The organism is Rheinheimera muenzenbergensis, assembly GCF_036984005.1.
Taxonomy (GTDB): Bacteria; Pseudomonadota; Gammaproteobacteria; order Enterobacterales; family Alteromonadaceae; genus Alishewanella; species Alishewanella muenzenbergensis.
This window is the reverse complement of sequence record NZ_JALAAR010000009.1, coordinates 108053-133446: the sequence shown is the minus strand read 5'-3', so window position 1 is coordinate 133446 and position 25394 is coordinate 108053. Positions and strand designations below refer to the sequence as shown.

Genomic DNA, 25394 nt, shown 5'->3' with positions numbered 1-25394 from the left:
TATTACTCTAACGCTGAATCATCCCACAATTGCTTTGTTAACACAATTGCGGCAGTTATTCTGCCGGTTTAATGAATTTAAGCGTCATACGGTCACTTTCGCCAATCGACAGATAGCTATTTTTATCCTGTAGCCCCATCGCCAGCGTTGGTGGTAAGGCATAAACCCCTTTAGGGTAGTTTTTGGTATCTAACGGATTTGCATTAACTTCACTGCTGGCAACCAGCTCAAACCCCGCCAGTTCGGCGGCGGCTATCACATAGGATTCATCCAGATACCCTTCAACGGCGGAGCTGGAAATATCGGAAAGCTTGGCAGCCCGGTGCTCAACCATCCCCATCACACCGCCTGGTTTTAAAGCGCCATACAGGGTTTTTAGTGTGTCGGCCAGATGGCCGCTTTCATTCCAGATATGCGCATTACGAAATGTCAGCACCATATCAAATTGTTCAGTAACCGCAGGATATAACATCGGCGGATCAAGTTCGATAAAGCGCGGGTTACCAAAATGCTGCGGATTTTCGGCAATACGCTGCTCCAGCTTTTGGCTGACCCGGGCCCAAAATATACTGCGGTCATCTTTTAACGAACCGTCGTTGTGACGAAACTGTGCCAGCGTTAACTGGCCTTCTGCTTTTAAAAACGGAGCCAAAATTTCGGTATACCAGCCATGTGCCGGCCATATTTCTAAAACCGACATCGTCGGTTCTAAACCAAAAAACTGCAGCGTCTGTTCAGGGTTACGATATTGGTTACGGGACAGATTTTCACTGCTGCGTTGCTCGCTTTGCGCCAATTGTTGCAGTTGAGCAGCCAGGTCTTCGGCATTCGCCAAATTTACGCCACTTACCAACACGGTTAACAGGCCTGAACAGAGCCATGTCTTTGTTATAGTTGTTATCGACATACATCATACCTTGTAAAGTAATACTTAACGGCTGGCTGACTGCCAGCTGAACCGGTAAAGGTTTGAGCCTGTAGCTTGATTTCAGTTCCTTTAAATCAAATGAAACCGCAGATCGCGAAACGGCTTTAGCCTGTTTCGCATGTCAGCCATCGACATCTATTGGTCATACCTGACGTATAAAGTACACTACAGACGCTTAACGTCAAACACTAAAAAGGTATTCTGATGCGCCGACATTTACTTTCTTTATCTTTGCTGCTGGCTCCGGCACTGACATTTTCTGCTCCGAACAACATTATCTATATGATTGGCGACGGTATGGGGCCGGCGTATCTGGCGGCCTACCGCTATATGCAGGACGATCCGGCTACCAAACCGGTTGAAAATACCATTTTTGATGAATTATGGCAGGGCATGGCCACAACCTACCCTGACGACGATACCTATGTTACTGACTCAGCCGCCGGCGCTACCGCGCTGGCTACCGGCTTTAAAAGTTACAACGGCGCTATCTCAGTAAACCGTCAGCATATTCCTATCGGCACCATGATGCAGCTGGCAAAAAAGCTCGGTAAAACCAATGGCATAGTTGCCAGCTCGCAAATTAACCATGCTACGCCGGCCTCTTTTTTGGCGCACAATAAAAGCCGGCGCAATTATAATGAAATAGCCGATATGTATCTGGATTACCGTATTGATGGCAAGCCGGTAGCCGATGTTATGCTCGGTGGCGGAACGCAGTATTTTGTCCGCGACGATAGAAACCTGGTCAGTGAATTTAAGCAAATGGGTTATCAATACGCCGATAACTGGCAACAGCTGTCTGCACTAACTGCCGCACCCGCACTGGCATTATTAGCCGAAACCGGCTTACCAGCGGTATTAAACTCTGAGCAGGATAGCCAATTGGCGACATTAACCACCAAGGCGCTGCAATTACTCACACCAGCGAAAAAAGGCTTTGTGTTGATGGTTGAAGGCAGCCAGATTGACTGGTGCGGCCACGACAATGATATCGCCTGCGCCATGGCAGAAATGCACGATTTTGCCAAAGCCATTGCGGTAGCCAAGGCCTATGTCGATAAACACCCGGATACCATACTGGTCATTACTGCAGATCACGAAACAGGCGGTATGTCGCTGGGTGCTGCCGGTGAATATTTATGGCTACCGAAGGTGGTTGGCAACGTAAAAGCCACCGGACGTAGTATTGCGCAGCAACTGAAAAAAGCTGAGTCAGATGCAGCGGCATTGGCACTGTGGGCTGAACTTACTTCTATTACTCTGACAGATGATGAGCTGAAACAGTTACTGGCCACCCGTCAGCAAGATGAGACGACACTGCGTAAATTGTCTAATCAACTGGTCGCTAAATACTCCTACACCGGCTGGACCACAGGCGGCCATACAGCGGCCGATGTGGCTGTATTGGCCTACGGTAAAGAGGCTAAAGCCTTCGCCGGCTTTCAGGATAATACCCAGATCGCGAAAAAGCTGATGCAGTATATTCAGCAAACTAAGTAGTATGCGTGTTAGTTTACACACCGAAGTGAGAACCGATTTACTCTAAGCTAACCGTGTCAGCCCCGGACGGGCTGACACGAGCCCCCATGGATGGGTTTACGGCGTGTTAGCGTGAGCAAACCGGTTCGATAGCGAGGCGCTAGTTTACCGCCAGCAACTGGCGGCGCAACTTAGGTGCACTGGTATCCGGGTGCAACCAAATATCAAAGAATGCCGCACCAAAAGCCGTATCATCCAGCACGCCGGTTTCAGTGCCGTTAAAATAAAACTGCACCCGGCCATCATCCAATAACAAGGCCGCTAAGCGATCGCCTGCTTTCACATCCTGCCACAGTGCTTGCAACTGTGTTGCCCACTGCTGTTGCTGCGCTTCGCTGCTGTGGCCCAGCTTTTGCCATTCATCGACAGTGGCATCAATAAACTGTTGTTTAGTAATATCACGCTTGTAGGTGAGTTCCAGCAACACCGGCGCATTTTGGCGATAATCGCTAAAGGCACCATCAACCGTCGCCAGGCGGGCATCATATAACTGCCAGAATAAATAGCGGTAAGAGCCTTCACCCACCGTTTTCAGATCGGGTATAGCGTACGCATTCCCCCCCAGCAATAACACAAGTACTAAACTAACCGGCTTTAACATAAAACCTCCTGCTCTGGCCCAGCGCTATCGCGATCAGCGCCCAAACCACAACTAATATCAGCGCAGACCACAGCTGCAGCGGAAATTGCAAAGCGCCACCGCTTAGTGCGGCTCCGCCCCAGTAAGATAAAGGCCCGCCACTGGCCCCCAGCAGCGCGGCCAGCCAGGGCCGGGTTAGCACTTTGGCCATAAACTCAACGGCTGCCAAAGCAAACACAGCCCATAACATTAACAACCATAGCGGCAGCAGGTTAGATCCGGCAAATTGCAGCACGGCAAACTGCACCAGCAAAGCATCTATGCCGATACCAAGCAGCAAAATAAGCAATACCGCTATACGTTCGGCTTTGGCCAAACGCCAAACCCCATACAACCAATACAAGGCTACCGGCAACAGTGCCCATTGCTGCCATAACACCAACGCAAACCAGCTTAGTTGAAAGCCTATTAATGCCCGCCAGTTAAAGCCTGTTGTAACACTCATTGTTGTTTCATCCGCAGCGCCACTGCGTTGCGCAGGTTATAGGGCAGCACAGACAATAGCTTTAACATCACACTTAAGCGCCGTGGAAAACGAATACGGCTATTGCCGCGCCGCAAGCCGTTATAAATGCGCTCAGCAGCCTCGTTTACAGACACCAGAAACGGCATCGCAAAGTCGTTTTTTTGTGTTAGCGGAGTATCAACAAAACCGGGCTCGATTAAATGCACGCTAATGCCACTGCCAGCCAGGTCAACCCGCAGGCTGTCGGTAAAGTAGCTAACAGCGGCTTTACTGGCACCATAGGCTTCAGCGCGGGTAAAGGGGAAAAAGTGCGCCATTGAGCTGACAATCGCCAGTTGCGGCGACAATGAAGCTTTAAGCAGCGGCATAAAGTATTTGCTGGCGGCCACCACCGCATGATAATTAACAGCAAAGGTGCGCTCAAAAGCGGCTAAGTCCAAATCATTGGCATCGACATATTCACAGGTGCCGGCATTTAGTAACACCAGGTCTAAAATCACGCCCTGGTCCAGCAAGTTTGCAGCCGTAGCCTGTATCGCCGTGTTATCAGTAAGATCCAGTGGTAGTGCATGAATGCCGGCATTTTTGCTCAGCTCAGCAAGCTTATCGGCAGAGCGCGCCAATGCATAAACTGTCCAGCCGTTGGCAGCATAGTGCAGCGCCAACTGGCGGCCAATGCCAGAGCTGGCGCCGGTAATTAAACAAGTAGAAGTCATAACCGTCCCTAAACAGGTAAGTACTGTTACGACTACGGCTAAAAGTAGCAGTTGGATTTATTCAGGCGTAAAGATCAACGCCTAACAGGCTTTGTACTTCACTGCGGCGTTGTTCGTTAGCCTGGCTTTGGTAGGCTTCAATCGCCTGCTGACTGCGCCGGTCGGTATTAGAGCGGAAACTGGCTTGTTCGCGGCGTTCATCATCTAAGCGGTTAATCACTTCGGTACTGGCACGCACACCACGGCCGGGCGGCAACTCAGTGCGTTGTTCATCACGCTGCGGCACACGACGTGGCTCAGCACCGTTAAATACGGTACTGATGCTTTGTGTCGCATTTGCTGTAGAGTTGATATTCAGTGTCATAGTACAAAGTTCACTCAGACCTAGCGCTAATTATAGCCAGCGCCGCTAACAAACCAAGCATTTTTACATTTCGGCTAGCCAAACTAATTGAAGTTGCAGCTAGGCGGCAAGTTAACTAGTCCCCATGAGCATAGTTGTCTATGTGATTGGGGGAAGTTAACGCAGCCAACACCGCTGCAGCTTCAGGCAGGACGGTTAGCGCCCAGGCAGTTTTTGCCAGGTTACCTCATCGCGTACATACACCGGTTCTGCCAGCTCAGCGGCTATAAACTGCCCTGCTGTCAATGCCGGCAGCGCCAGTGTCAGCATATCCTGTGCCGATGGGTAGAGAATATCAGCCGCAATAATGGCGGCTTGTTGCTGCAACAGCTCTTGGGCATAGGTTTGCCAACCCGTGCCGACAGCATAGACGTCACCCGTCAGATTAAAGGCACTTAGCTCAGCAGGTTTTAGCGCCAATTCTTCGCTTTCTGCGCGCATCAAACCGTTGTGTAGCGCAAAGCGGCCAATATACACCTCGGCCATGCGGGCATCGATTGCGGCGATAACCTGAGTTGCGCCATGTAGACGCTGCGCCGCCTGCGCCATCGCCGCCAGGGTCGACACGCCATACACCGGCACATCGGCGCCAAACGCCAGGCCCTGGGTTACCCCCACGCCAATACGCACACCGGTAAAACTGCCCGGACCGCGGCCAAACACAATGCCGTCGAGTTGATTAAGGCTAAGCCCGGCCTGGCTTAACAACTGTTGCACCATCGGCAACACCCGTTTGCTGTGCTGCTGCGGGCAGACTTCGTCCAACGTTAATAACTCACTGCCAATTTGCAGCGCAACCGAACAGGCTTCAGTGGAGGTATCTAAGGCAAGTAACTTTGTCATTAACAGCAGGCCATTGTCTAAAAAGGGCAGAATTTTACCGTGAATAGCACGAAAAAACCATGTACCCACTCAGCAGAGTTAAAACCGGTTAAACCGTGCCTGATAGGCCTGCGCCAGTTGCTTAATGTGTTGCTGAGCTTCCTCAGCTGTTGGTCGTTCGCCTGCAGCCGTTTTCGCATCCAGCCACTCTTGTACTTCACCGCTTACATTGCGGCTCTCTTCCAGACAAAATGCAGAGTCGCTAACCCAAATTTGTGGTGATAAGGCACTGACTGCAGTCAGCGGGTTACAATAGCTATAACCATGCTTGCTCATATATTGATCAACAAAAAAACCACCGTATAAAATACGCACAACAACGAAAGCCGCGCCGCAAACCAATACAACTTTAATGCCCCAATCAAATCTTTCTGCAGTTAACTTTTTTAAATCTTTTAAAATCAAACCAAAGGCAGCCAAAAACAGTGCAGGAACAAGACATAACAACGGCAACAAATTATGAGATCCGACGAGATACAATGGCCGCTGTTCGATATTAATTAATTGCTTAAAAGACAGCCCAATTTCCACTAGTAAATAGATGCCCATTCCCCAAAGAACTAACACTAGCAAAATTGTCGAAAACCAGCCTGGCTTTTCATTTTCATGCACTATTCTCGTGTTTGTTGCAGACACTAAAATACCCTCAAATCAGGAATAGCAAACAGCTTTTTAAGAAAACTTTCCTTATCGCTAACATAATCTGCGTGTAGTGCTTTAGAACCTGCTTTGGCTGCTGTAATATCAGCTTCTAGCTGAGCAAGCATGGCGGCAGTTTTTGCAGACAGTTGTATTTTGTTGTCAAGAAAATACACACCGAAAGCAAATGCAGTACCTATAACAACAACGGCCAACATAGGCCCTATGGCCATCATCGACGCCGCACCAACATATTTTGCGACAAGAGCCCAAGACACAACCGAAACAACCACAGAGTAGACCATATCCGCAGCTACCCCGCCGACAAAATGGTGCAAGGTACGTTGGTCATTCATAAGTTGATCCAAACCGTGAAAACTAACAGAAACCACTACTGACACTATAAAACCTACTTTGATAGCATTTACAGCACCTAACTCACCTATTCCCATAGAGACAATTTTGGGGTTGCTAGCCAAATAACGTGTGCCGGTAAGGTGCTTTCTCATGCCGGCATAGCCTTCCAGAATGATGTGCTGCTGCCCCTGGAATTTCTGTACCTGATATTTCGCGAAAGCATTGCCGCTGCGTTTTAAGTCTTTGGCAATAACTGTTAACGCTCCAGCGTCTAATCCAATAGCCGCAAAGCCTGCGATAAACTTAATATTGCTTTCATAGGTTTGCCAGATTTTATCTGCATCACTTTTTAACTGAAGCAGGCTAACCAGCCATTGTTGAGCTTGCTTAGCCGTCATACCATTTTGCTGCTTTATGTTTAAAGCCAGCTCAATAAATTCAGCCGAATTCATAACAACGAGCGTAGTATGGTGCTTTTCCAGAACATGCTCTAGTTCTGCTTGCCTCTGCGCCGTTTTGATTTGCTCTGCTTTGTGATTTGCGTAACTGTGGCTGTTGGGGACTCTCATTTGCTATCTTCCTTAATTGCGCAAGAGCCCCAGAATAGCAAAAAAGACCTTAAACAAAAAACATATTTCACACAATATTTACTATTTATTTCCCTACTTTCATTTTTCGCAGAAAATGTACCGCCTCATCCAGCGAGCGGGTGCGACGCATTGGCGGTAAGCTGGTTAAAAATACTTCGCCATAGGGTTTAGTTACCAAACGGTTATCACAGATCACCATTACACCGCGATCGCTAACATCGCGGATTAAACGACCGACGCCCTGCTTTAAGGTAATCACCGCCTGCGGTAACTGTACTTCCGCAAAGGGATCCAGACCACGTCTGCTGCAGTCTTCACTGCGCGCTTGCAGCAAAGGCTCATCCGGTGAGGCAAAGGGCAGTTTATCAATAATCACGCAGCTTAGCGTATCACCGCGTACATCTACCCCTTCCCAGAAACTGCCGGTGCCCAAAAGCACCGCATTATCCAGTTTAACAAACTGCTCCAACAGCAAACGCTTACCGGTGCTGCCTTGCACCAATACCGGTTGGCGTATTAAGTCTGGCAGTTGTTGCGCCACCAGCTTTAGCATACGGTGGCTGGTAAACAGGAAGAAACAGCGGCCGTTATTGGCTTCAATCAGCCGCAGCGCAATTTGCAGTAACTGACCTGCCATTGCCTGCTCGTGTGGCTCGCTTAAATAGCGCGGCACACAAAGCAAAGCCTGCTCGGCATAACTAAACGGGCTTTCCAGTAGCAGGGTTTTGGCGTTATTCAGCCCCATTTGCGCCGTGTAATGGCTAAAACCGTTATTGACCGACAAAGTAGCCGAGGTAAACACCCAGCTGCGTTCATGTTCTGCCACTATGGCGCGGAATTTATCGGCGATACTCAGTGGCGTTAAATGCAAATTGACATGCAAGCGGCTGGTTTCAAACCATAAACTGACGCCGGTTTGCTGCATATCGGTCAGTTTCTGCAGCCGGGCTTTAGCCAGCGCCAGCCGTTCAAAGGCATTATCGACAAGATCACTGCGGCCGAGGCTGCTTTTCATCACCAGATACAACATATCAATGGCTTCAACCACCCGGTTCAGCGCCTGCTGCATGCCGGGCTTTTGATACTGCTCACGCCAGTTACCACGCCCAGGCTCTGGCGCAAACTGCAGCCGCCAGTCTTTAATCAGCTGCGTCACTTTATCGGCCGTTTTCGCCAGCTGCGGATGGTCGCGCAGCTCGGTTTTACAGGCGACATCGATATCGCGGCACAGCTCCAGCAAAATACGGCTGGAGATATTCTCACCAAAGTAATCACTGGCAATATCGGGCAGCTGATGCGCTTCATCAAAAATAATCACATCCATTTGTGGCAACAGCTCGCCAAAGCCGGTGTCTTTTAATGCTAAATCAGCAAAAAACAAATGATGGTTTACTACTACTAAATCCGCCGCCTGGGCTTTTTTACGTGCTTTGAGTAAATGGCAGTCTTCGTATACCGGGCAATCTTTACCCAGGCAGTTGTCGGTAGTGCTGGTAACGTACGGCAGCGCTTTAGAGTCTTCGCTGATATAACTCAGCTCACCGATATCACCGCTTTGGGTTTCGGCCGACCATTTTTTGATCAGGCTAAGATCCTGAATTAATTGCTCGTCCTGCACTGGTACATGGTTATAGTGCTGCTCAAGCCGGAACAAACATAGATAGTTGCTGCGGCCTTTTAGCAGCGCCAATTGCAATGGGCTGGCCAGCGCTTTAACCACTTTAGGCAAGTCACGAAAATACAGCTGCTCCTGCAAATTCTTGGTACCGGTCGATAGCACCACTTTTTTACCGCTCAGCAGCGCCGGTACTAAATAGGCATAGGTTTTGCCGGTACCGGTGCCGGCTTCAACCACCAGGGCACCCGGCGTTTCGATAACATCGGCCACCGCCTGCGCCATCTGTAACTGGGCATCACGGGCATTAAAACCGGCAATATGCGCCGCTAAGGCACCGCCGGGCGCAAAGGCGCTGGCAACCTGCTTACGCATAATGTCTCAAACTGTAATAGAAGCTGAAAAGCACAGAGAAAACCAGTCGTAAAATAAGGCGGCTATTATGCCTTAATAGCGGGCAAATTCAGACAAAAATATCCAGATGGCCGTCTTTATCGACGTGCTGCTCATCTTCTGGTGTGGTGTAAGGTGCGTCGGGGTAGTCTTGCTGACGGCGCTCGCCTTTGCGCGCAGAGCGGGACAGGATCAGATACTTTTGCTCATGCGGCTTAATCGGCGTTAAGCGCGCATCCTTAAACACCGGCACCACCTGTTTTGGATCAGGTTCGACCGGCGTACCGGGCACACGCTGCACAAAGGGCAGAAAAGCATCCATTAGTCTCTCCTAACGCTATTTACCTGTTATCGGCCAACAGAGTATTAACTTTATGTTAGGAGATGCTAACAGAGGCTAAAGTTCCTTTAACCAGCTTCAGGCAAATGGCTGATCGACGGCCAGCGCCGGCTCGGTAAACCAGCGTGGGCCCTGCGCTGTCATATAAAAATGATCTTCGAGGCGCACACCAAACTCACCCGGCAGCACCAGCATCGGCTCGTTGCTAAAGCACATACCGGTTGACAACGGCAGTTCATTGCCTTCAACCAGATAAGGCCACTCGTGAATATCCAGCCCAATACCATGGCCGGTACGGTGTGGTAAGCCGGGTAACTTATAGCCTGGCCCATAACCTTGTTGCTGCAAATAGCCGCGGGCCGCGCGGTCCACCTGCTGGCAAGGCACGCCGATAGCGGCAGCAGCAAAGGCCGCGGCCTGAGCGGCTTTTTCGTGCTGCCAGACGTCGCGCTGACGCGCACTTGGCGTACCAAACACATAGCTGCGGGTAATATCAGACAGGTAACCGTGCAGGCGGCAGCCGGTATCAATTAACACCATATCGCCGTCATCCAGCGCCTTGGGCTTAGCCACACCATGCGGATAAGCGGTGTCGCCGCCAAACAATACGATGCAAAAATAACTGCCGTCAGTTGCGCCCACTTTGCGATGCGCGGCATCAATAAAGGCTTCGACTTCGGCGGTGCTGATGCCGCTATATAACATACTGGCCACTGCTTTGTGCACGGCCAGGGTCATATCCATGGCCCGCTGCATAATGGCCAGTTCAGCCTCAGACTTACAGCGCCGGCATAGGGCACTGACGCTGGCAGCATTGCTTAACTGCAGTGCCGGGTTAGCCGTCTTTAAGCCATCGGCAATAAAAAAGGCGGCACTTTCATCCAGCGCCAGCGCGGTTTTGCCCTGCAACAGCGTGACACAGAGCTGATACGGGCTTTCGTGCTCTTGCCAGCCATGCAGCTCACCCGGTAATAGCAGCAGCGGCGTTATCGTGCCGCGCTCAAACTCCGGAATAATATAATGCAGGCTGCCATCGGCCAGCAGCAGCGCCGCCACCAGCCGCTCACTGGCGTACCAGCGCAAGCCGGTTAAGTAGTACAAATTAGTGCCGGCCGTTAGCAGCATCGCATCCAGTTGCTGCTGTTGCATTAACTGACAGGCTTTGGCTAGACGCTGGCGAAACTCGTCAGCGTTAATCGGCACTACACCGGCGGTCATATCGTCTAATTGTGCCAATGCCTCTGCGGCGCTTACGCCACCTATTTGCCTGCTCATGCTGTATCTCCGTTTTGCGATGGAAAGTTCTGATAACACAGCGGCCGTAAAAAGCGTTGTACCGCCTGGCTGCCGACGGCAGTATAGCGGCTATCGGTACTGGCCGGAAAGGGGCCGCCATGCTGCATAGCCGCACAGACTTCAACGCCGGTCGGCATTTGATTGTAAATCAGCCGGCCGCAGTGTAACGCCAGCTCCTGCAGCAAAGCCGACGCCGTGGCCAGTTCCGTCTCAGTGGCATACACAGTAGCCGTTAATTGGCCTTGCAGTATGGTAGCCAGCATTTGCATTTGGGTAACGTCAGTGCATTCAATCAACACCGTCGCCGGGCCGAAAATTTCCTGCTGTAGCACGCTTTGTTGCATAAAGGTATTGGCAGAGCAGGCAAACAGCCGCGGCCTGGTGTAGCAACCGCTTTCGTCGCCCTGGCCTTGTGCCAGCAGGCTTACGCCAGCGGTTTGCTGCAATGCCAGACAGCCACTGCGGTAATGGCTGGCAATTTTTGCCGTTAACATAGCACCGGCCTGCGCCTGGCTAAACAGGGTTATCAGTTGCGCCTTAACGGCCTGCGCCGCTTTGGGTAAAAACACCAGTGCCGGCCGGGTGCAAAACTGACCGCAGCCATTAAGCACCGACTGTGCCAGTTGGCTGGCGAAACTTTCAGTGTGCTGCGCCAGATATTGCGGCATCACAAACAGCGGGTTTTGCGAGCCCATCTCGGCAAAAAACGGTATAGGCTCGGGCCGCTGCCAAATCAGCCGCTGAAAATGCATGCCCAGCTGCTCTGAGCCGGTAAAGGCGACGGCTTTGACTGCCGGATGGCGGATCAAGGCTTCAGAAAATGCATGCTGGCGGGCATGTACCAGGTTAAACACCCCGGCGGGCATGGCGGTTTTATCGGCCGCGGCGGCTATCGCTTGTGCCGCCAGCTCAGACGTGGCCGGATGGGCATTATGTGCCTTAACAATTACCGGGCAGCCGGCCGCCAATGCCGAAGCGGTGTCACCGCCGGCAACTGAGAACGCCAGCGGAAAATTACTGGCAGCAAATACCACCACAGGGCCAAGCGGCATTTTTGCCAGCCGAAGCGCTGGCCTCGGCAGCGGTTGCCGCTCAGGTAAGGCCGGCAAATTGCAATCGTTAGCCGGTTGGCGCAGTTCACCGGCAAACAAGCGTAACTGGTTGCAGGTGCGGCCGAGCTCATTCTCAGCGCGGGCGGCTGTCAGCGCGGTTTCCAGCACCATGCTGCTGACAATATCGGCTTTACGCTGTTCCAGCTCAGCGGCTATGGTATCGAGAAAATCTGCTCTGGCACTGGCGGTGACATAGCGATACAGCGCAAAAGCGGCGCTGGCCTGCTCAGTCAGGCTATGCAGTTCGGCCTGCCCTGCTTCAGCAAAGCACCAGGGCAAGGCAGCGTTTTGTGCCGGATTAAACGACGTATTAGTACTTTGCGGCTCGCCACACCAGTGGCCGCCGATATAATGTTGACCTGTTATCATAATTACCTCACCAGAAAGCCTTCAGCGTAGGGATCAGCATCGTCAATGCGGATCTGGTTATAGCCAAACACATGGGCCCAGCCTTCAATGGACGGCACTATGGCCGGGCAACCCGCTACTTCAGTGACCGCTTCTACCCGGCCGGTAAACTGGCTGCCAATAAAGCTTTCATGCACATATTGCTCGCCAGGTTTTAGCAAACCGCGGGCATACCGCTGTGCCATACGGGCACTGGTACCGGTACCGCAGGGCGAACGGTCGATAGCGCCGTCGCCATAAAACACCGCATTAGCACCGTCAGAGCCGGCGGTTTTAGGCTTACCGGTCCACAGCACATGGCTAATGCCATTAATGCTGGGGTTAAGCGGGTGCTGGCACTGATAGGCACGGTTTAATGCCTCACGCAGCAGCGGGCTAAAATGCAACACCTTGTCGGCGCTCCAGTGCTCTAAGCCGGGGAAGTTGGCCTGCGGCTCAACAATGGCGTAAAAGTTACCGCCGTAAGCGACATCTACGCTAAGCTCGCCGAGCTCAGGTACCGTAACGCAGGCATCGGCAATGGCCAGATAAGACGGCACATTAATCAGTTTTACCGCCAGCACTTTGTCACCCTGCTGGCGATAACTGACCTGAATTTGCCCGGCCGGCACATCCAGCACCAACTCGCCCGGCGTTTTCGGCTGGACTAAACCCGCCTCTATCGCGGCTGTGACGGTGCCTATGGTGCCGTGGCCACACATCGGCAAACAGCCACTGGTTTCGATAAACAACACTGACGCATCGGCATTTTCTGAGCAGGGCGGATACAAAAAGGCACCCGACATCATGGCGTGGCCGCGGGGTTCAAACATCAGGCCTTTGCGGATCCAGTCAAAACGGCTGATAAAATCCAGCCGTTTTTCACTCATAGTGGCGCCTTGCAATTCAGGGTGGCCGCTGGTCACCAGCCGCACCGGATTGCCGCAGGTATGGGCATCGATACAAAAAAAGGTGCCTTTTAACATCTACGCTGCTCCTGCTTATTCGGCCAATAACGCCTGATAAGATGTTAGATCCGGCCGGCTGCGCAGTGCTTGCGCCACCACCTGTTCGACGTACTCGCGCTCACTGCCCTGCAATGCCAGGCGTGGCAAACGCACATTTTCACTGCCCCGCCCCAGCAATTGCTCGGCCAGCTTAATGCACTGCACTAGCGTTGGAATGGTATCGAGCCGTAGCAATGGCATAAACCAGCGGTATATTTCGCGGGCTTCCTTGATACGCCCGGCCCGTGCCAGTTTAAATAACATTACCGATTCACGCGGAAACACATTGGTTAAACCGGAGATCCAGCCGGTGGCACCCAGCAACACCGACTCCAGCGCAATATCATCCACACCGCAAAAAATCTGAAAGCGGTCGCCAAAGCGGCTTTGCAGCTCAGTAATACGGCGGGTATCCGTGGTGGATTCTTTAATAGCAACGATATTTGGCTCTTCTGCCAATAGCGCCGTCATCTCAAGGTTAATATCAACGCCATAGCTGACCGGGTTGTTGTAAATCATGATCGGCAAGCGGGTGGCGCGGGCCACCGTCTGGTAATGTACCAGCACTTCGCGGTCTGTGCCGCGGTACACCACCGCCGGTAGCAACATAATGCCATCAACGCCTATTTGCTCGGCAGCTTTAATATAATCAATAGCCTGAGCAGCGCTATGCTCAGTGCAGCCGGCAATAACCGGAATACGCCCAGCCACTGTTTTTACGGTTTGCTGTAAAAACTCGCGCTTTTCTGTCGCCGTTAAAGAAGCATTCTCACCCACTGTACCCAACGCAATAATGCCGTCTATGCCATCGGCTATCAGTTGCTGCAGCATCGTAGCGTTGGCTGCATAGTTAATGCTGCCGTCAGCGTGGAATTGAGTGGAGATTGCCGGATAAACGCCTTGCCAGTTTTGTTGCATCTTTTTTAACCTCTATCATTGATGTTGGATAAAGAATATTGTATACAATCTACATTATCAAGTGATTTTGGAGTTTTACGGTGCAACAACTTTGTATTATCGGTGCCGGTATAGTGGGTTTGAGTAATGCGTTGTTTTTGCAGCAAGCCGGTGTTGACGTGCTGTTGCTCGATGCCAAAGGTATTGCGCAGGGCTGCTCTGCCGGTAATGCCGGCCACTTTGCTACCGAGCAGGTATTTGCGTTGGCCCAGCCGGCCCTGCTGGCCCAATTACCGGCGATGTTGTTAAATCCGCTTGGGCCACTGCATATCCGCGCCGGTTATTTACTGCAGGCACTGCCCTGGTTTGCCCGCTTTGTCGCCAATATGCGTAAAAGCAAACGCGACGCCAACCACAAAGCGCTTAGCGCTTTAAACCATCACAGCCTGGCCAGCTGGCAAAAACTGCTGCATAGCTGCCAGCTAAGCCAGCAAATCCAATATCAGGGCGCGCTGCTGGTAAGCGAAAACCACAATTTATCGGCGTTAAAGCAGCAGTATCAGGCATACCGCGCCGCCGGCATTGACGTGCGCTGGTGCAACAAGCAGCAGCTACAACAACTGGAGCCAGCACTGGCCCCCGGGCTTGCCGGTGCGCTGGATTTTACTGAAGTCGCCCACAGCCAGGATCCGCTGGCCTTGTGTCAGCAGCTCTATCAGCAGTTTTGCCAGCTCGGTGGCCGCTACCTGCAGACTGAGGTACGCCAGATAATACCGGGGCCAGGGCGGCAACGACTGATCTGTAGCGACAGAGAAATTCACTGCCAGCAGCTGATTATTGCCGCCGGCGCCCATTCGGCACACTTTACCCGCCAGTTAGGCTGGCCGGTGCCATTGGAAGCCGAGCGCGGCTATCACCTGATGCTTAAGTCTGTTGCCTTAAGCCGGCCGGTTAGCTCACTGGAGCGCAAATGCATTATGACACCGATGCAGCACGGCTTACGTTTAGCCGGTACTGCCGAATTTGCCGGCCTTAACGGCAAAGCCGATTATCAGCGCGCCACTGTACTGCAGCAACATGCCGACCAGTTACTGCGCCAGCGCACGGCCACTGTGAGTGACAGCACAATGGACACTGTCTGGGCCGGTAACCGGCCATCACTACCCGACTCTTTGCCGGTGCTGGGCCCCTGCCCGCGCCACGATGGCATTTATTACAACTTTGGCCATCAGCATCTGGGCTTAACCCAGGCAGCATTTTCAGCCGAGTTAATCAGCAGTTGTGTATTGAAACAGACGCCGGCGCTTGATCTGACCCCGTTTAGGATCAATCGCTTCTGAATTTTTTTCTGTCGCGAAGCGGCGGAATTTTTGCAGCTGTAAGCAAAAACCTTTAACCAAAACTAAAATATACAATATACAGGAAGCAACAGAGATGAAATTTAACACAGGTAGCACCATCAGGCTGTCGGTACTGGCTTCTGCGATAGCCCTGACACTGTCGGCCAGCCCGGTACTGGCACAAGATAACACCACAGGCTTACTAAAAGGCACTATTAGTGCACAAAACGGCAACCAGCTGGCGGATGTGGTGATTACCCTGCGCCATCTGCAGCAAGGCTTTAGCCGTACCGTGCAAACCAACAGCAAAGGCGAGTATGTGCTGCGCGCCCTGCCGGTGGGCGAATACAGCGTTAGCGTAATGCACAATGGCAAACCGGTTATTGACGGCGAGCGCATTAATATCAGCCTGGGCCAGGCAGTGACCTATGCACCGGTGCTGAGCAGCAGCGACAATATTGAAAAAATTGCTGTTATGGGCTCACGCGTGCAGCGCATTGACGTTAGCGACTCTACCGCCGGCCTGACCTTTGATGATGCCACGCTGGAGCAAATGCCGGTAAATACCGGTTTTGAAAATATCGCCCTGCTAACACCGGGCGTAGCACGCAGCTCTGAATTTAAAGCCTCCAGCTTTGGCGGCGCTTCGGCGGCAGAAAACGGCTACTTTTTAAATGGTATGAATATCAGCGCCCTGCGTACCGGCATCGGCTCTATCGATTTGCCCTGGGAAGCCATAGCGCAAACTCAGGTAAAAACCGGCGGCATTTCGGCAGAATATGACCGCTTTATCGGCGGTGTGGTCAATGCGGTATCAAAAACCGGCGGTAACGATACCCGCTTTGGCGCCGAGCTGCGCTTTGATCCGGCCGCGCTGCATTCGGCGCACGATACTGTGTATAACCCGGGCGGCAGTATCTCTATTAATAACAAAGACTTTGAAGCTGAATTTTATGAAGCCAATGTCTGGGCCAGTGGTGCCCTGATAGAAGATAAACTCTTTATCTATGCCTTGTTTAACCCGAGAAAATACCAGTCGCAATATGCCAACAGTGCCGCCACTGTATTTACCGAACATGAAAAAGACGACAGCCGCTGGTTTGTTAATATGGACTGGTACATCAGTGATGACCATGTCGTCACCTTTACTGCACTGGATAACAGCGCCAAGCTGCGTTACAACAACTTTGGCTGGGATCAGCAGCAAGGTAAAGGCGAGGCCAGCGGTGTCACGAAAAGCACCTCTGGCGGCACTATGTACTCGGCGCGTTATCAGGGCTTTATTACCGACGATTTCTCCGTATCGGCCACGCTGGGCCGGCTGGAAGACTCAGCCGACACTATTCCGACCAATCGCCTGCCCGGTATTTGGGATTACGTTAACCTGAACGGCCAGCGCTATGGTGACTGGACGACCAGCAACCTGATCAGCGAAACCTATCAGCGCGACCAGTTCCGCCTCGACTTTACTTACCTGTTGGATGATCACACCCTGCAATTTGGTTTAGACAGCGAAAAACTCAGTGTCGATTATCTGGAATATCAAAACGGCGTCGATGAAGCCCGTGGTTGGTGGGAATACCGCACCTATGTCGCGATACCGCGCATTGGTCTGGATGCCGGTACTTATGTGATGCGGCGCCAGCGCGACACCGGCGGCAAAACCGAAGTGAACTCTATGGCGTTTTACCTGCAGGACAGCTGGCAAATTAACGATAATCTGGTGTTAAACGCCGGCCTGCGTTACAGCAGCTTTGAAAACACCGCCACCACAGGTGAAAGCTATGTGGAGCTGGACGACCAGCTGGCCCCTCGCGTGCAGTTAATCTGGGACCCCAGCGGCAACGGCGACAGTAAACTGTTTGCCACCTTTGGCCGCTATTTCCAGCCGGTTTCGGCCAATATGAATATCAAACAAGCCAGCGGCCAGCGCGATGTGTATAACTACTATTTGCCTGATCAGTTAAACAGCAATGGCAGCCTGGTGCTGGGTGCCGATGGCGCGCCAAGCCACGGTGCTCTGGTGGCGACCAACGTGGTGCAAAGTGGCGCGGTAGATGTGGAGCGTATCGCCGCCGACAATCTGGGGCCGATGTATTCTGACGAGTTTACCCTGGGCTATGAAAGCCAGTTCAGTGACCGGTTAAAAGGCGGCGTGCGTTTTGTCTACCGTAACCTGAAACAATCAATTGAAGACAGTGACTTAGGGCCGGTTGTTGCGCAGTGGTTAGCGCAGAACAATGTTGCTAACAATGCCAACGAATACTACTTCTATACGCTGATTAATCCGGGTAAAAACGTCACCTTCCATTACGATTTTGACCTGGATGGCACTAAAGAAACCGTAGCACTATCGGCAGACGACTTACGCCTGCCAAAGCCGGAGCGTAAATATCTGGCCTGGGAATTTACCCTGGATGGCAAACCGACAGATGATTTGCAGCTGTGGTTCTCCTATGTCTGGTCACATAACTGGGGCATGACAGAAGGTCTGGTGCGTACCGATAACGGCCAGGCCGATCCGGGCTGGACCACCTCGTACGACTATGCCGATTTAATGGACCACGCCGCGGGTAACCTGCCGAACGATCACCGCCATGCCTTTAAACTCAGCGGGGTTTATGACATTAGCGACAACTGGGCACTGGGCTTTGTTGCCCGGGCCACCTCAGGCGCGCCACTGAATAAGTTTAGTATTCACCCCACCGGTGTCGACAGCTGCGCTGAGCCCAGCCTGTGGGCCGACTGGTGTGCCAGCCAGTGGTACGATGAAAGCTCGTTTTACGACTGGGACGGCACCCCGGCACCACGCGGCTCGGCCGGCCGGCTGGACTGGTTATATGAGTTTGACCTGAGCCTGACCTATCAGCGAGAGCTGGGCGATGGCGATTTATCGGTTAAAGCCACGGTGTTTAACCTGTTTAACTTTGACACGCCGCTTAGCGTGAACGAAGTGGCGCAAATTACCCAGACCGACAACAGCTTTGCCGCTAATCCGGACTGGAACACCGCCACTGGCCTGCAAACTAACCGCACTGTGTCCTTAGTGGTGCGTTACCAATTCTAGCCTGACGGCAAAAACCACTCCTAGAGGCGGGATAGCTGCGCCAGCAGCGCCCGCCTTGTTTTCAGTTAACCGATGAATGCGGACCTTGTTATTATGCAAGCAAACTCAACTGACTGCTTTGGCCACCCCAAAGGCCTGTTTTTACTGTTTGGCACCGAAATGTGGGAGCGCTTTTCCTATTACGCTATGCGTGCATTACTGGTGCTTTATCTGGTTGATCACGTTCAGGCGCAGGGCGGCGGCCTGGGCTGGGATCATGCCAGTGCGCTTAAACTGTACGGTAGCTTTACCATGCTGGTGTATGTTACGCCGCTTATTGGCGGCTGGCTGGCCGACAACTGGCTGGGGCAACGCAGTGCCATTCTGGCCGGCGCCGTATTAATGGCGCTGGGCCAGTTTTGTCTGGCGTTGCCGCATAGCTGGTTTGCTTCACCACTGCCGGCATTCTACACTGGCCTGGCCCTGCTGGTGGCCGGTAACGGCTTGTTTAAGCCCAATATTTCTACCATGGTTGGCGAGCTGTACTCAGCGACCGACCGTCGCCGTGACAGTGCCTTTACCGTGTTTTACCTCGGCATTAACGCCGGTATGTTTTTAGCCGGTATTGCCGTCGGTATTACCATTGACGCCTTTGGCTATCAGCAAAATGGTGAGCTGGTGCGTAACTATCAGGCGGGCTTTTTGCTGGCCGGTATCGGCATGTTATTGGCGCTGCTATTGCAACTAAGCCTGGCCAGACCGCTACTCGGTGCCATTGGTACTGAGCCGGCAGCACGCAAAGCCCGGCGTTTACAGCCAGAGCAAAATACAAGCCTGAGCAAAGAAGAAATTGACCGGCTTAAGGTATTACTGGTGATGGGGCTCTTTACCATCATCTTCTGGGCCGGTTTTGAGCAAGCCGGCGGCCTGATGAATATCTACGCCGACCGTTTTACCGAGCGCAATGTCGGCAGCTGGCAGATTAACCCGACTTATTTTCAGTCGCTTAACCCCTTGTTTATTTTAATTTTTGCCCCGCTTATGGCGGCCTTGTGGTTAAAACTGGGTAAAGCCGGGCCTAATTCGCCGGTTAAATTTGCACTGGGGTTACTGCTTTTAGGGCTGGGCTTTTTATTTATGGTTGGTGCCAGTTGGCAAGCCAGCCCGCAACTTGGTGGCGATGGCAAAGCCAGCCTGTGGTGGCTGGTACTGGCCTATTTGTTTTTTACCCTGGGCGAGTTGTGCATATCACCTATTGGTTTAGCCCTGGTATGCAAGCTGGCACCGCTTCGGGTGGTATCGCTGTTAATGGGTGCCTGGTATCTGTTTCTGGCCGCCGCCAACAAACTGGCCGGCCTGATTGGCGCTTTGGTTGGCTCTGGTAGCGCCGATAATGACCAGCAGATGCTGAGCAATGCTCTGGCTATCTTCGGTGGCTTTAGCCTGACGGCGATACTGGCCGCGCTGTTGCTGTATCTGCTGGCCGATAAACTGGTGCACTGGATGCACCGCAAAGACTAAGCGCATGGGGCGCAGCCTGCTGCTGCGCCCTCATCGTGTTAGTTACTGCTTAGCTGAAAAAACGCCGGTGGCGCTTTGCCAACCAGGTGCTGCACAAAATAGTCCCAGCGCCGGCGGGTAAAGTAGCAGTCTTCGCGCAAGTCGTGATCTTTATTCGCTAACATCAGTAAGTCGACATCGCGGTTAGCAGCCTGGATCGCAGCCGCCAGCCGCAAGCTATTGGCCGGGTTAACGTTGTTATCCAGATCGCCGGTAGCCAGTAACAACTTGCCGTTTAGCTGATGCGCCAGCGTCATATTGCTGTTGCTGTCGTAGTGCGTGCCTTCATCTGGCATGCCCATCCACATTTCCGGCCACCAGGCTTTGGACATGCGGTGATCATGATTACCGGCCGAGGACACTGCTACCTTGTAAAAATCGCCATATTTTAGCAGCGCTCTTGCGGCATCATAGCCACCGGCAGAATGGCCGTAGGCGCCAACCCGGTTTAAATCCAGGTACGGCCGTTTTGCTGCCAGCTGTTTCAGGCCGCTTAGGTAATCCGGCCCGCCGATATCGCCAAGGTTTTTATAACTGTGCAAATGAAACGCCCGCGAGCGGTGCGCGGTGCCAAGCGGATCTAAATTCAGCACCACAACCCCTAACTGGGCGATGGGAGTCTCGGTATTGGCAAAGGCGCGCGAGAAGCGCTTGGCACTGACAATGGTATGCGGGCCGGCATACATATGTTGCACCACGGCGTAGCGTTTGGCCGGGTCAAAGTTAACCGGTTTATACAGCAGGCCGTAAAGCGGCGTTTTACCATCCCGTGCCAGCACAGTTACAGGCTCGGGTGGTTGCCAGCCGGTAGCGCGCAGTGCGCTGTCATCGGCTACGGCCAGAGTGTGCAGCAGCTGGCCATCCTTGCTCTGGCGCACGGTGCTGACGGTGGGCAAATCAACCCGCGAGTAGCTGTCGTAAAAATATTGCCAGTCTGGCGACATACTGATCTGATGATCGGCATATTCCGGCGTTAACAGCGTCAGTTCAGTGCCATCGAGGTTAATACGGTACAAGTAACGAAAGTACGGATCGCCACTCTCGCGGCCGGATGCCGTGAAATACAGCTGCCGGTTTGCGTTATCGATACCATGCAGCTGGCGCACAACAAAGTCGCCGCGGGTAAGCTGCTGCGTTGTGCCATCAGCCTGCTGCAGATATAAATGGTTCCAGCCATCGCGCTCCGAGCTAAACACAAACTGGCCGCCATCGAGCCAGGCAATGTCATGTTTGGCATAATCAAGAAACTGCTCGCTGCGCTCCTGCCACTTGATACTTGCCGCCCCTGTCGGGGTGATCTGCCACAGCGTCAGCGCCCGCATGCCGCGATCGCGCGCCACCAGATAAAAAAAGCCGTCCGGGTGCCAGCTGACATCGCCCCAGTTTTGCGTTGTTTCCAGCGGCGGTAGCTGAGCCAGGCTGACTTTGCCGCTTTGCGTATCGACTATTGCCAGTTGATAATGCGAGCGCTGATCATCGCCCGGCAAGGCCCGCTTATAGGAATGCAGCACGGCGCTATAGCCCTGCTGTGGCAGGTTTTGTAACATATGCAGCGTCGGCATAGTACGCCGGTCCAGCACAAAGGTCGCAGCAAAGCGGCTATCGTCTGACCAGACAAAGCGGCTGCTGCGTTTAGGTGGCTGTGCTACGCCATTTAGCGCGTCCAGTTGATACCAGTCATTTAACTCGCCCCAGGCATAATCGGCACTGCCATCTGTAGTTAGCTGCTGTGTCTGCCCCGAGTTAACATCGGTCAGCTGCAGATTATGCGCCACACTATCAAGCTGCCAGCGCTGATCCGGCGATACCACCGCTGTTGGCGCTGTCACCATCTGACACTGATACGCCGAAGCCAGCTGACAACGCCAACTTTGCTGCTGGTACTGCAACCTCGCCTGCCAGTGCTGTTCAGTGCGGTTAAGCGTAAGATTAAGCTTATCAGCCTCCAGCGCGTCATCTGCCGCCAGAGCGCGCGCAAGCTCAGCCATATTTAGCTGTTGCGGCGCCTGCTGCAAACTGTCGGCAAAGTAAAAGCGCCGGCCATCGGCTTCTTGCCGGCTAAACCAATAACCTTGCTGCTGCCAGTAAAACGGCAGTTCAGCATTGCGCACCAGTGGCCGCACCTTGGGGAAAAAAAACTGCGCCGCCTGCTGGTAGGCAGCCTGCATAGCGGCGGGATCAGAGGCAGATACCGGCGCCGCCAGTAAGGCAGCGCTTAACAATATAAAACGGGCCATCGTAGATTTTCCTGTTTAACCATCGGCATTGCAGCTTAGCAAGCTTTTATTTTGTATACAATATCCAATTAGCACCGCTCGGTTGTCCCTTATTTTTCTTATGTCAAAACGCTATTTTCTGCGCGGTTTTAAACGCAAACTAAACTATAGATTATATTGTATACAATATTTTTTATGCTAAGTTAGAGCAGCCATTAACGGCAAATAACTATAATGACAGCTCCAGAAGGAACAAATAGAGATGAAAACCAACACCTTGCTGCTTAGCCTGCTCTTTGGCAGCAGCAGCCTAATAGCTGGCGAGCCGGCCACCTTATCGCACCCGGGCCAGCTTGCTCAGGATTTACAACACGGCCATGAGCACAATGTGCGCCAGCAAAGCCCAAAGCCACCGCGGCTGGTATCACCGCACGAGTTTGAAAAAGTGCAGGCCAAGTTGTATGCCGAACGCAACCACAAGCCGCTGCCGGCCCGCTTAGTTCCGGCAGCCGATAAAGCGATGTGGCCGCAACAAACGTTGCTGGCGCAAAACAGCTGCAACTCGCCGGACACGTTGCTGCCACTTAGCGGTGCCGAGCTGGTCAGCGCGATAGAAAGCGCCAACCTGACCAGCTGCTTGTACGGGCTGTATGACAATAGCCTGCTTGGCAGCGGCCATTTTAACGACGCTAAACTACTTACTGTGGTGCAGGCCATTCAACAACGGATGGCGGCATTTGATGGCTCTGACGCCAGCGGTGCGGCCGAGCTGGAAAAACTGGTGACCTATTTACGCGCTATGCATTGGGTTGAAGCCGGCAGCAACCGCCAGTTTAGTGCTGTGTATTTGCAGACCTTGCAGCAGGCCTTTGATCAGTATTTTGCCGGGGCGCATTTTGTCCGCTTTGATGGCAATGCCTCACGCAATTTTATGCTGCGCTATGAAATGCTGATCCTGGTTAACAGTTCCGGCAGCGATGCACTGCGCTATTTAACCCGCTTTAGTCAGGCGCTTAAGGGTTACAGCGCCAGCGTATCGCGTAGCGATAACTGGGGCCTGGCCTATGAAGAAAATGGCCTTACCCAGGTATTAACCCACTATTTTAACGCCACCAATAACGGCAGTGCCGCGCTGCAGCAATTGCTGCTAAGCGAGCCGCAAATTATTAATAATCTGCGGGATTTTGTCATGACTGACGGCTTATGGCTGGTCGGCCATACCCGCGAATATCAGTGGTCAGATGCGGTAACTGAACTGGGCCGGTTGTTAAAGTTTGGCGGTGCCATTGCCGAGCAGGTTCGCCCGGCTATGCAAAGTATTCTCAGCAATTATCAGTTTGGCGGCACCGGCTCTAATGGCTGGGTTAATGCCCAGGGCATGGTGAAATTTTATGACAGCGCCAATTGTGATCTGTATGGCGATGCCTGCGACTTTGATCTGGAAAGTACAGTGTTAAGCGGCCAGCATAGCTGTGGCGATACACTGAAACTGCGCTATCAACAACCGATAGCAGCCAACAACCTGCAGCACATTTGTACCTCGTTGGCCGCACAGGAACAAAGCTTTCACGCCATGTTTAACCATGCTGGCCCGGTGGCTAATGACAACAACACCGCCCTGGAAATGGTGATTTTCAGCTCATCTGCCGATTATCAGAATTACGCCGGTACCTTTTTTAATATCGACACCAATAACGGCGGCATGTATCTGGAAGGCACACCCTCTGATCCAAATAATCAGGCGCGCTTTATTGCCTATCAGGCCACCTGGTTGCAGCCGGAATTTGTGGTGTGGAATTTAGAGCATGAATATGTGCATTATCTGGATGGCCGCTTCAATCAATGGGGCAGCTTTAGTGATCAACCGGCTAATTCAGTCTGGTGGGGCGAAGGTTTGGCCGAATATGCCTCTAAAGGCAATGACAACCCTACTGCACTGGCAATAGCGCCGGCGAAGACCTATCAGTTAAGTGAGCTGTTTCAGACCACTTATGCCAACAGCAATACCGAGCGCACCTACCACTGGGGTTACTTAGCCAGCCGTTTTATGTTTGAACGCCAGCGCCAGCGCATTGACACTGAATTACTACCCAGCATGCGCGCGGCTAAATATATAATCTCAGACGCGCCGTGCAGTTTTGACTGGGGCTGGCAGAGCAAAAACGATGCGATTGCCAATAACTGGAGCTGGTTATACGACGACAGCGAATGGAGCGAAGGCAACTGGGTTTGGACCTGTGGCCAGATCAACGACGGCAACACGCCGGAGCTGCCGGAATACACGCCTTATGCAGAGATTATTGCCACCTGGGGTACGCAATTTGATGCCGAGTTCCATAGCTGGCTTGATTGTATCGTTAGCAACGAGGATTGCAGCAACACTACTGAGCCGGTAACAGCGCTGCAAAACGGCGTGCCGGTTGCCGTCAGTGGCGCTAAAGATTCTGAGCAGCACTTTCGGATTGCCCTGCCCAACAACGCTTACGATCTTAACATTACGACGGCAGGTGGCAGTGGCGATCTCGACTTATATGTGCGCCAGCAACAGGCTGCCAGCCTGACCGAGTGGGATTACCGGCCTTATGTTATTGGCAACCGTGAGCGGGTCAGCATTTTACAGCCGGCACAACCAGACTGGTTTGTGATGCTGCATGGTTACCGTCAGTTTAGCGATGCCACAGTAACCGCCAGCTGGAAACTGGGTACACTAACTTCATTACAGCAATGGCCCGCGCTTAGCAGCAATCATGCACTATACCAATGGGTATACGTGCCGCCACAGGCCAAAGCGCTGTATTTCACGCTGGAAAATGGCAGCGGCGATGCCCAGCTGTACGTTAAACGCCAGGGTTGGCCAACGCCGGGTAACTACGATGGCGCGTCCAGTACCACCCGTGGTACCACACAGAAGATCCATCTGCCCAATATAGTACCGGGTAGCTACTACCATATAATGGTCAATACGTTAGAAGGCTTTAATAACGTCGATTTAACGGTGTATATGGTGGAATAACTGCACAAA

Annotated in this window: 20 protein-coding genes; 5 read left to right on the top strand and 15 right to left on the bottom strand. The window is 52.6% G+C overall.

The features are described 5' to 3' along the window. Positions 1-55 precede the first annotated feature (55 nt). The gene (locus MN202_RS11980) at positions 56-907 is read right to left on the bottom strand and encodes a class I SAM-dependent methyltransferase (RefSeq protein ID WP_335736363.1); all 852 of its coding nucleotides are present in this window, start codon (positions 905-907) and stop codon (positions 56-58) included. A 225-nt stretch (positions 908-1132) separates the two neighbouring features. Here MN202_RS11980 and MN202_RS11975 point away from each other — a divergent pair, with 225 nt between their 5' ends. After that, positions 1133-2431 (top strand): alkaline phosphatase, encoded by a 1299-nt coding sequence (locus MN202_RS11975; protein WP_335736362.1) that lies wholly within the window; start codon positions 1133-1135, stop codon positions 2429-2431. A gap of 139 nt (positions 2432-2570) precedes the next feature. Here the strand turns inward: MN202_RS11975 and MN202_RS11970 are convergent, their stop codons facing one another. The 13 genes from MN202_RS11970 to dapA all read right to left on the bottom strand — a co-directional run bounded on the left by MN202_RS11970 (position 2571) and on the right by dapA (position 14231). Further along, positions 2571-3071: a chalcone isomerase family protein gene (locus MN202_RS11970; protein WP_335736361.1), complete on the bottom strand. Its 501-nt coding sequence runs from the start codon at positions 3069-3071 to the stop codon at positions 2571-2573. Further along, positions 3055-3555, bottom strand: a complete 501-nt coding sequence (locus MN202_RS11965) for a DUF2878 family protein (RefSeq protein WP_335736360.1) — start codon at positions 3553-3555, stop codon at positions 3055-3057. The genes MN202_RS11970 and MN202_RS11965 overlap by 17 nt, the downstream gene beginning before the upstream one ends. After that, positions 3552-4292: an SDR family NAD(P)-dependent oxidoreductase gene (locus tag MN202_RS11960; RefSeq protein WP_335736359.1), complete on the bottom strand. Its 741-nt coding sequence runs from the start codon at positions 4290-4292 to the stop codon at positions 3552-3554. Before MN202_RS11960 ends, MN202_RS11965 begins: the two co-directional genes overlap by 4 nt. Positions 4293-4353: 61 nt before the next feature. Next, complete coding sequence (locus MN202_RS11955) at positions 4354-4656, bottom strand: hypothetical protein (protein WP_335736358.1); 303 nt, start codon at positions 4654-4656, stop codon at positions 4354-4356. A 195-nt stretch (positions 4657-4851) separates the two neighbouring features. Continuing rightward, a complete protein-coding gene (tsaB, locus tag MN202_RS11950; RefSeq protein WP_335736357.1) occupies positions 4852-5538 on the bottom strand; it encodes a tRNA (adenosine(37)-N6)-threonylcarbamoyltransferase complex dimerization subunit type 1 TsaB in 687 nt (228 codons plus the stop codon). Between the two features lie 78 nt (positions 5539-5616). Then, on the bottom strand, positions 5617-6213 hold the full coding sequence (locus tag MN202_RS11945; RefSeq protein WP_335736356.1) for a hypothetical protein: 597 nt from the start codon (positions 6211-6213) through the stop codon (positions 5617-5619). Then, on the bottom strand, positions 6213-7142 hold the full coding sequence (locus MN202_RS11940; RefSeq protein WP_335736355.1) for a hypothetical protein: 930 nt from the start codon (positions 7140-7142) through the stop codon (positions 6213-6215). Before MN202_RS11940 ends, MN202_RS11945 begins: the two co-directional genes overlap by 1 nt. Positions 7143-7227: 85 nt before the next feature. Then, a complete protein-coding gene (locus MN202_RS11935; protein ID WP_335736354.1) occupies positions 7228-9153 on the bottom strand; it encodes an ATP-dependent DNA helicase in 1926 nt (641 codons plus the stop codon). An 88-nt stretch (positions 9154-9241) separates the two neighbouring features. Beyond that, on the bottom strand, positions 9242-9493 hold the full coding sequence (locus MN202_RS11930; protein WP_335736353.1) for a hypothetical protein: 252 nt from the start codon (positions 9491-9493) through the stop codon (positions 9242-9244). A gap of 96 nt (positions 9494-9589) precedes the next feature. Further along, entirely contained in the window at positions 9590-10786 is a 1197-nt protein-coding gene (locus tag MN202_RS11925) for a M24 family metallopeptidase (RefSeq protein ID WP_335736352.1), read from the bottom strand. After that, positions 10783-12288 carry an aldehyde dehydrogenase (NADP(+)) gene (locus MN202_RS11920; protein WP_335736351.1) on the bottom strand — a complete coding sequence of 502 codons (1506 nt, stop codon included), beginning with the start codon at positions 12286-12288 and terminating at the stop codon, positions 10783-10785. Before MN202_RS11920 ends, MN202_RS11925 begins: the two co-directional genes overlap by 4 nt. 2 nt (positions 12289-12290) lie before the next feature. After that, positions 12291-13292: a 4-hydroxyproline epimerase gene (locus MN202_RS11915; protein ID WP_335736350.1), complete on the bottom strand. Its 1002-nt coding sequence runs from the start codon at positions 13290-13292 to the stop codon at positions 12291-12293. A 15-nt stretch (positions 13293-13307) separates the two neighbouring features. Then, positions 13308-14231 carry a 4-hydroxy-tetrahydrodipicolinate synthase gene (gene dapA, locus MN202_RS11910; RefSeq protein WP_335736349.1) on the bottom strand — a complete coding sequence of 308 codons (924 nt, stop codon included), beginning with the start codon at positions 14229-14231 and terminating at the stop codon, positions 13308-13310. An 80-nt stretch (positions 14232-14311) separates the two neighbouring features. On the opposite strand from dapA, the gene MN202_RS11905 reads away from it, so the two are divergent. From MN202_RS11905 to MN202_RS11895, 3 genes are all read left to right on the top strand, one after another. After that, positions 14312-15550: an NAD(P)/FAD-dependent oxidoreductase gene (locus MN202_RS11905; protein ID WP_335736348.1), complete on the top strand. Its 1239-nt coding sequence runs from the start codon at positions 14312-14314 to the stop codon at positions 15548-15550. A gap of 94 nt (positions 15551-15644) precedes the next feature. Next, on the top strand, positions 15645-18617 hold the full coding sequence (locus MN202_RS11900; protein ID WP_335736347.1) for a TonB-dependent receptor: 2973 nt from the start codon (positions 15645-15647) through the stop codon (positions 18615-18617). A 93-nt stretch (positions 18618-18710) separates the two neighbouring features. Further along, positions 18711-20117, top strand: a complete 1407-nt coding sequence (locus MN202_RS11895; RefSeq protein WP_335736346.1) for a peptide MFS transporter — start codon at positions 18711-18713, stop codon at positions 20115-20117. Positions 20118-20155: 38 nt separating this feature from the next. On the opposite strand, the gene MN202_RS11890 is transcribed toward MN202_RS11895, so the two are convergent. After that, on the bottom strand, positions 20156-22393 hold the full coding sequence (locus tag MN202_RS11890; RefSeq protein ID WP_335736345.1) for a S9 family peptidase: 2238 nt from the start codon (positions 22391-22393) through the stop codon (positions 20156-20158). 241 nt (positions 22394-22634) lie between these two features. Here MN202_RS11890 and MN202_RS11885 point away from each other — a divergent pair, with 241 nt between their 5' ends. After that, positions 22635-25385: a M9 family metallopeptidase gene (locus tag MN202_RS11885; RefSeq protein ID WP_335736344.1), complete on the top strand. Its 2751-nt coding sequence runs from the start codon at positions 22635-22637 to the stop codon at positions 25383-25385. Positions 25386-25394 lie beyond the last annotated feature (9 nt).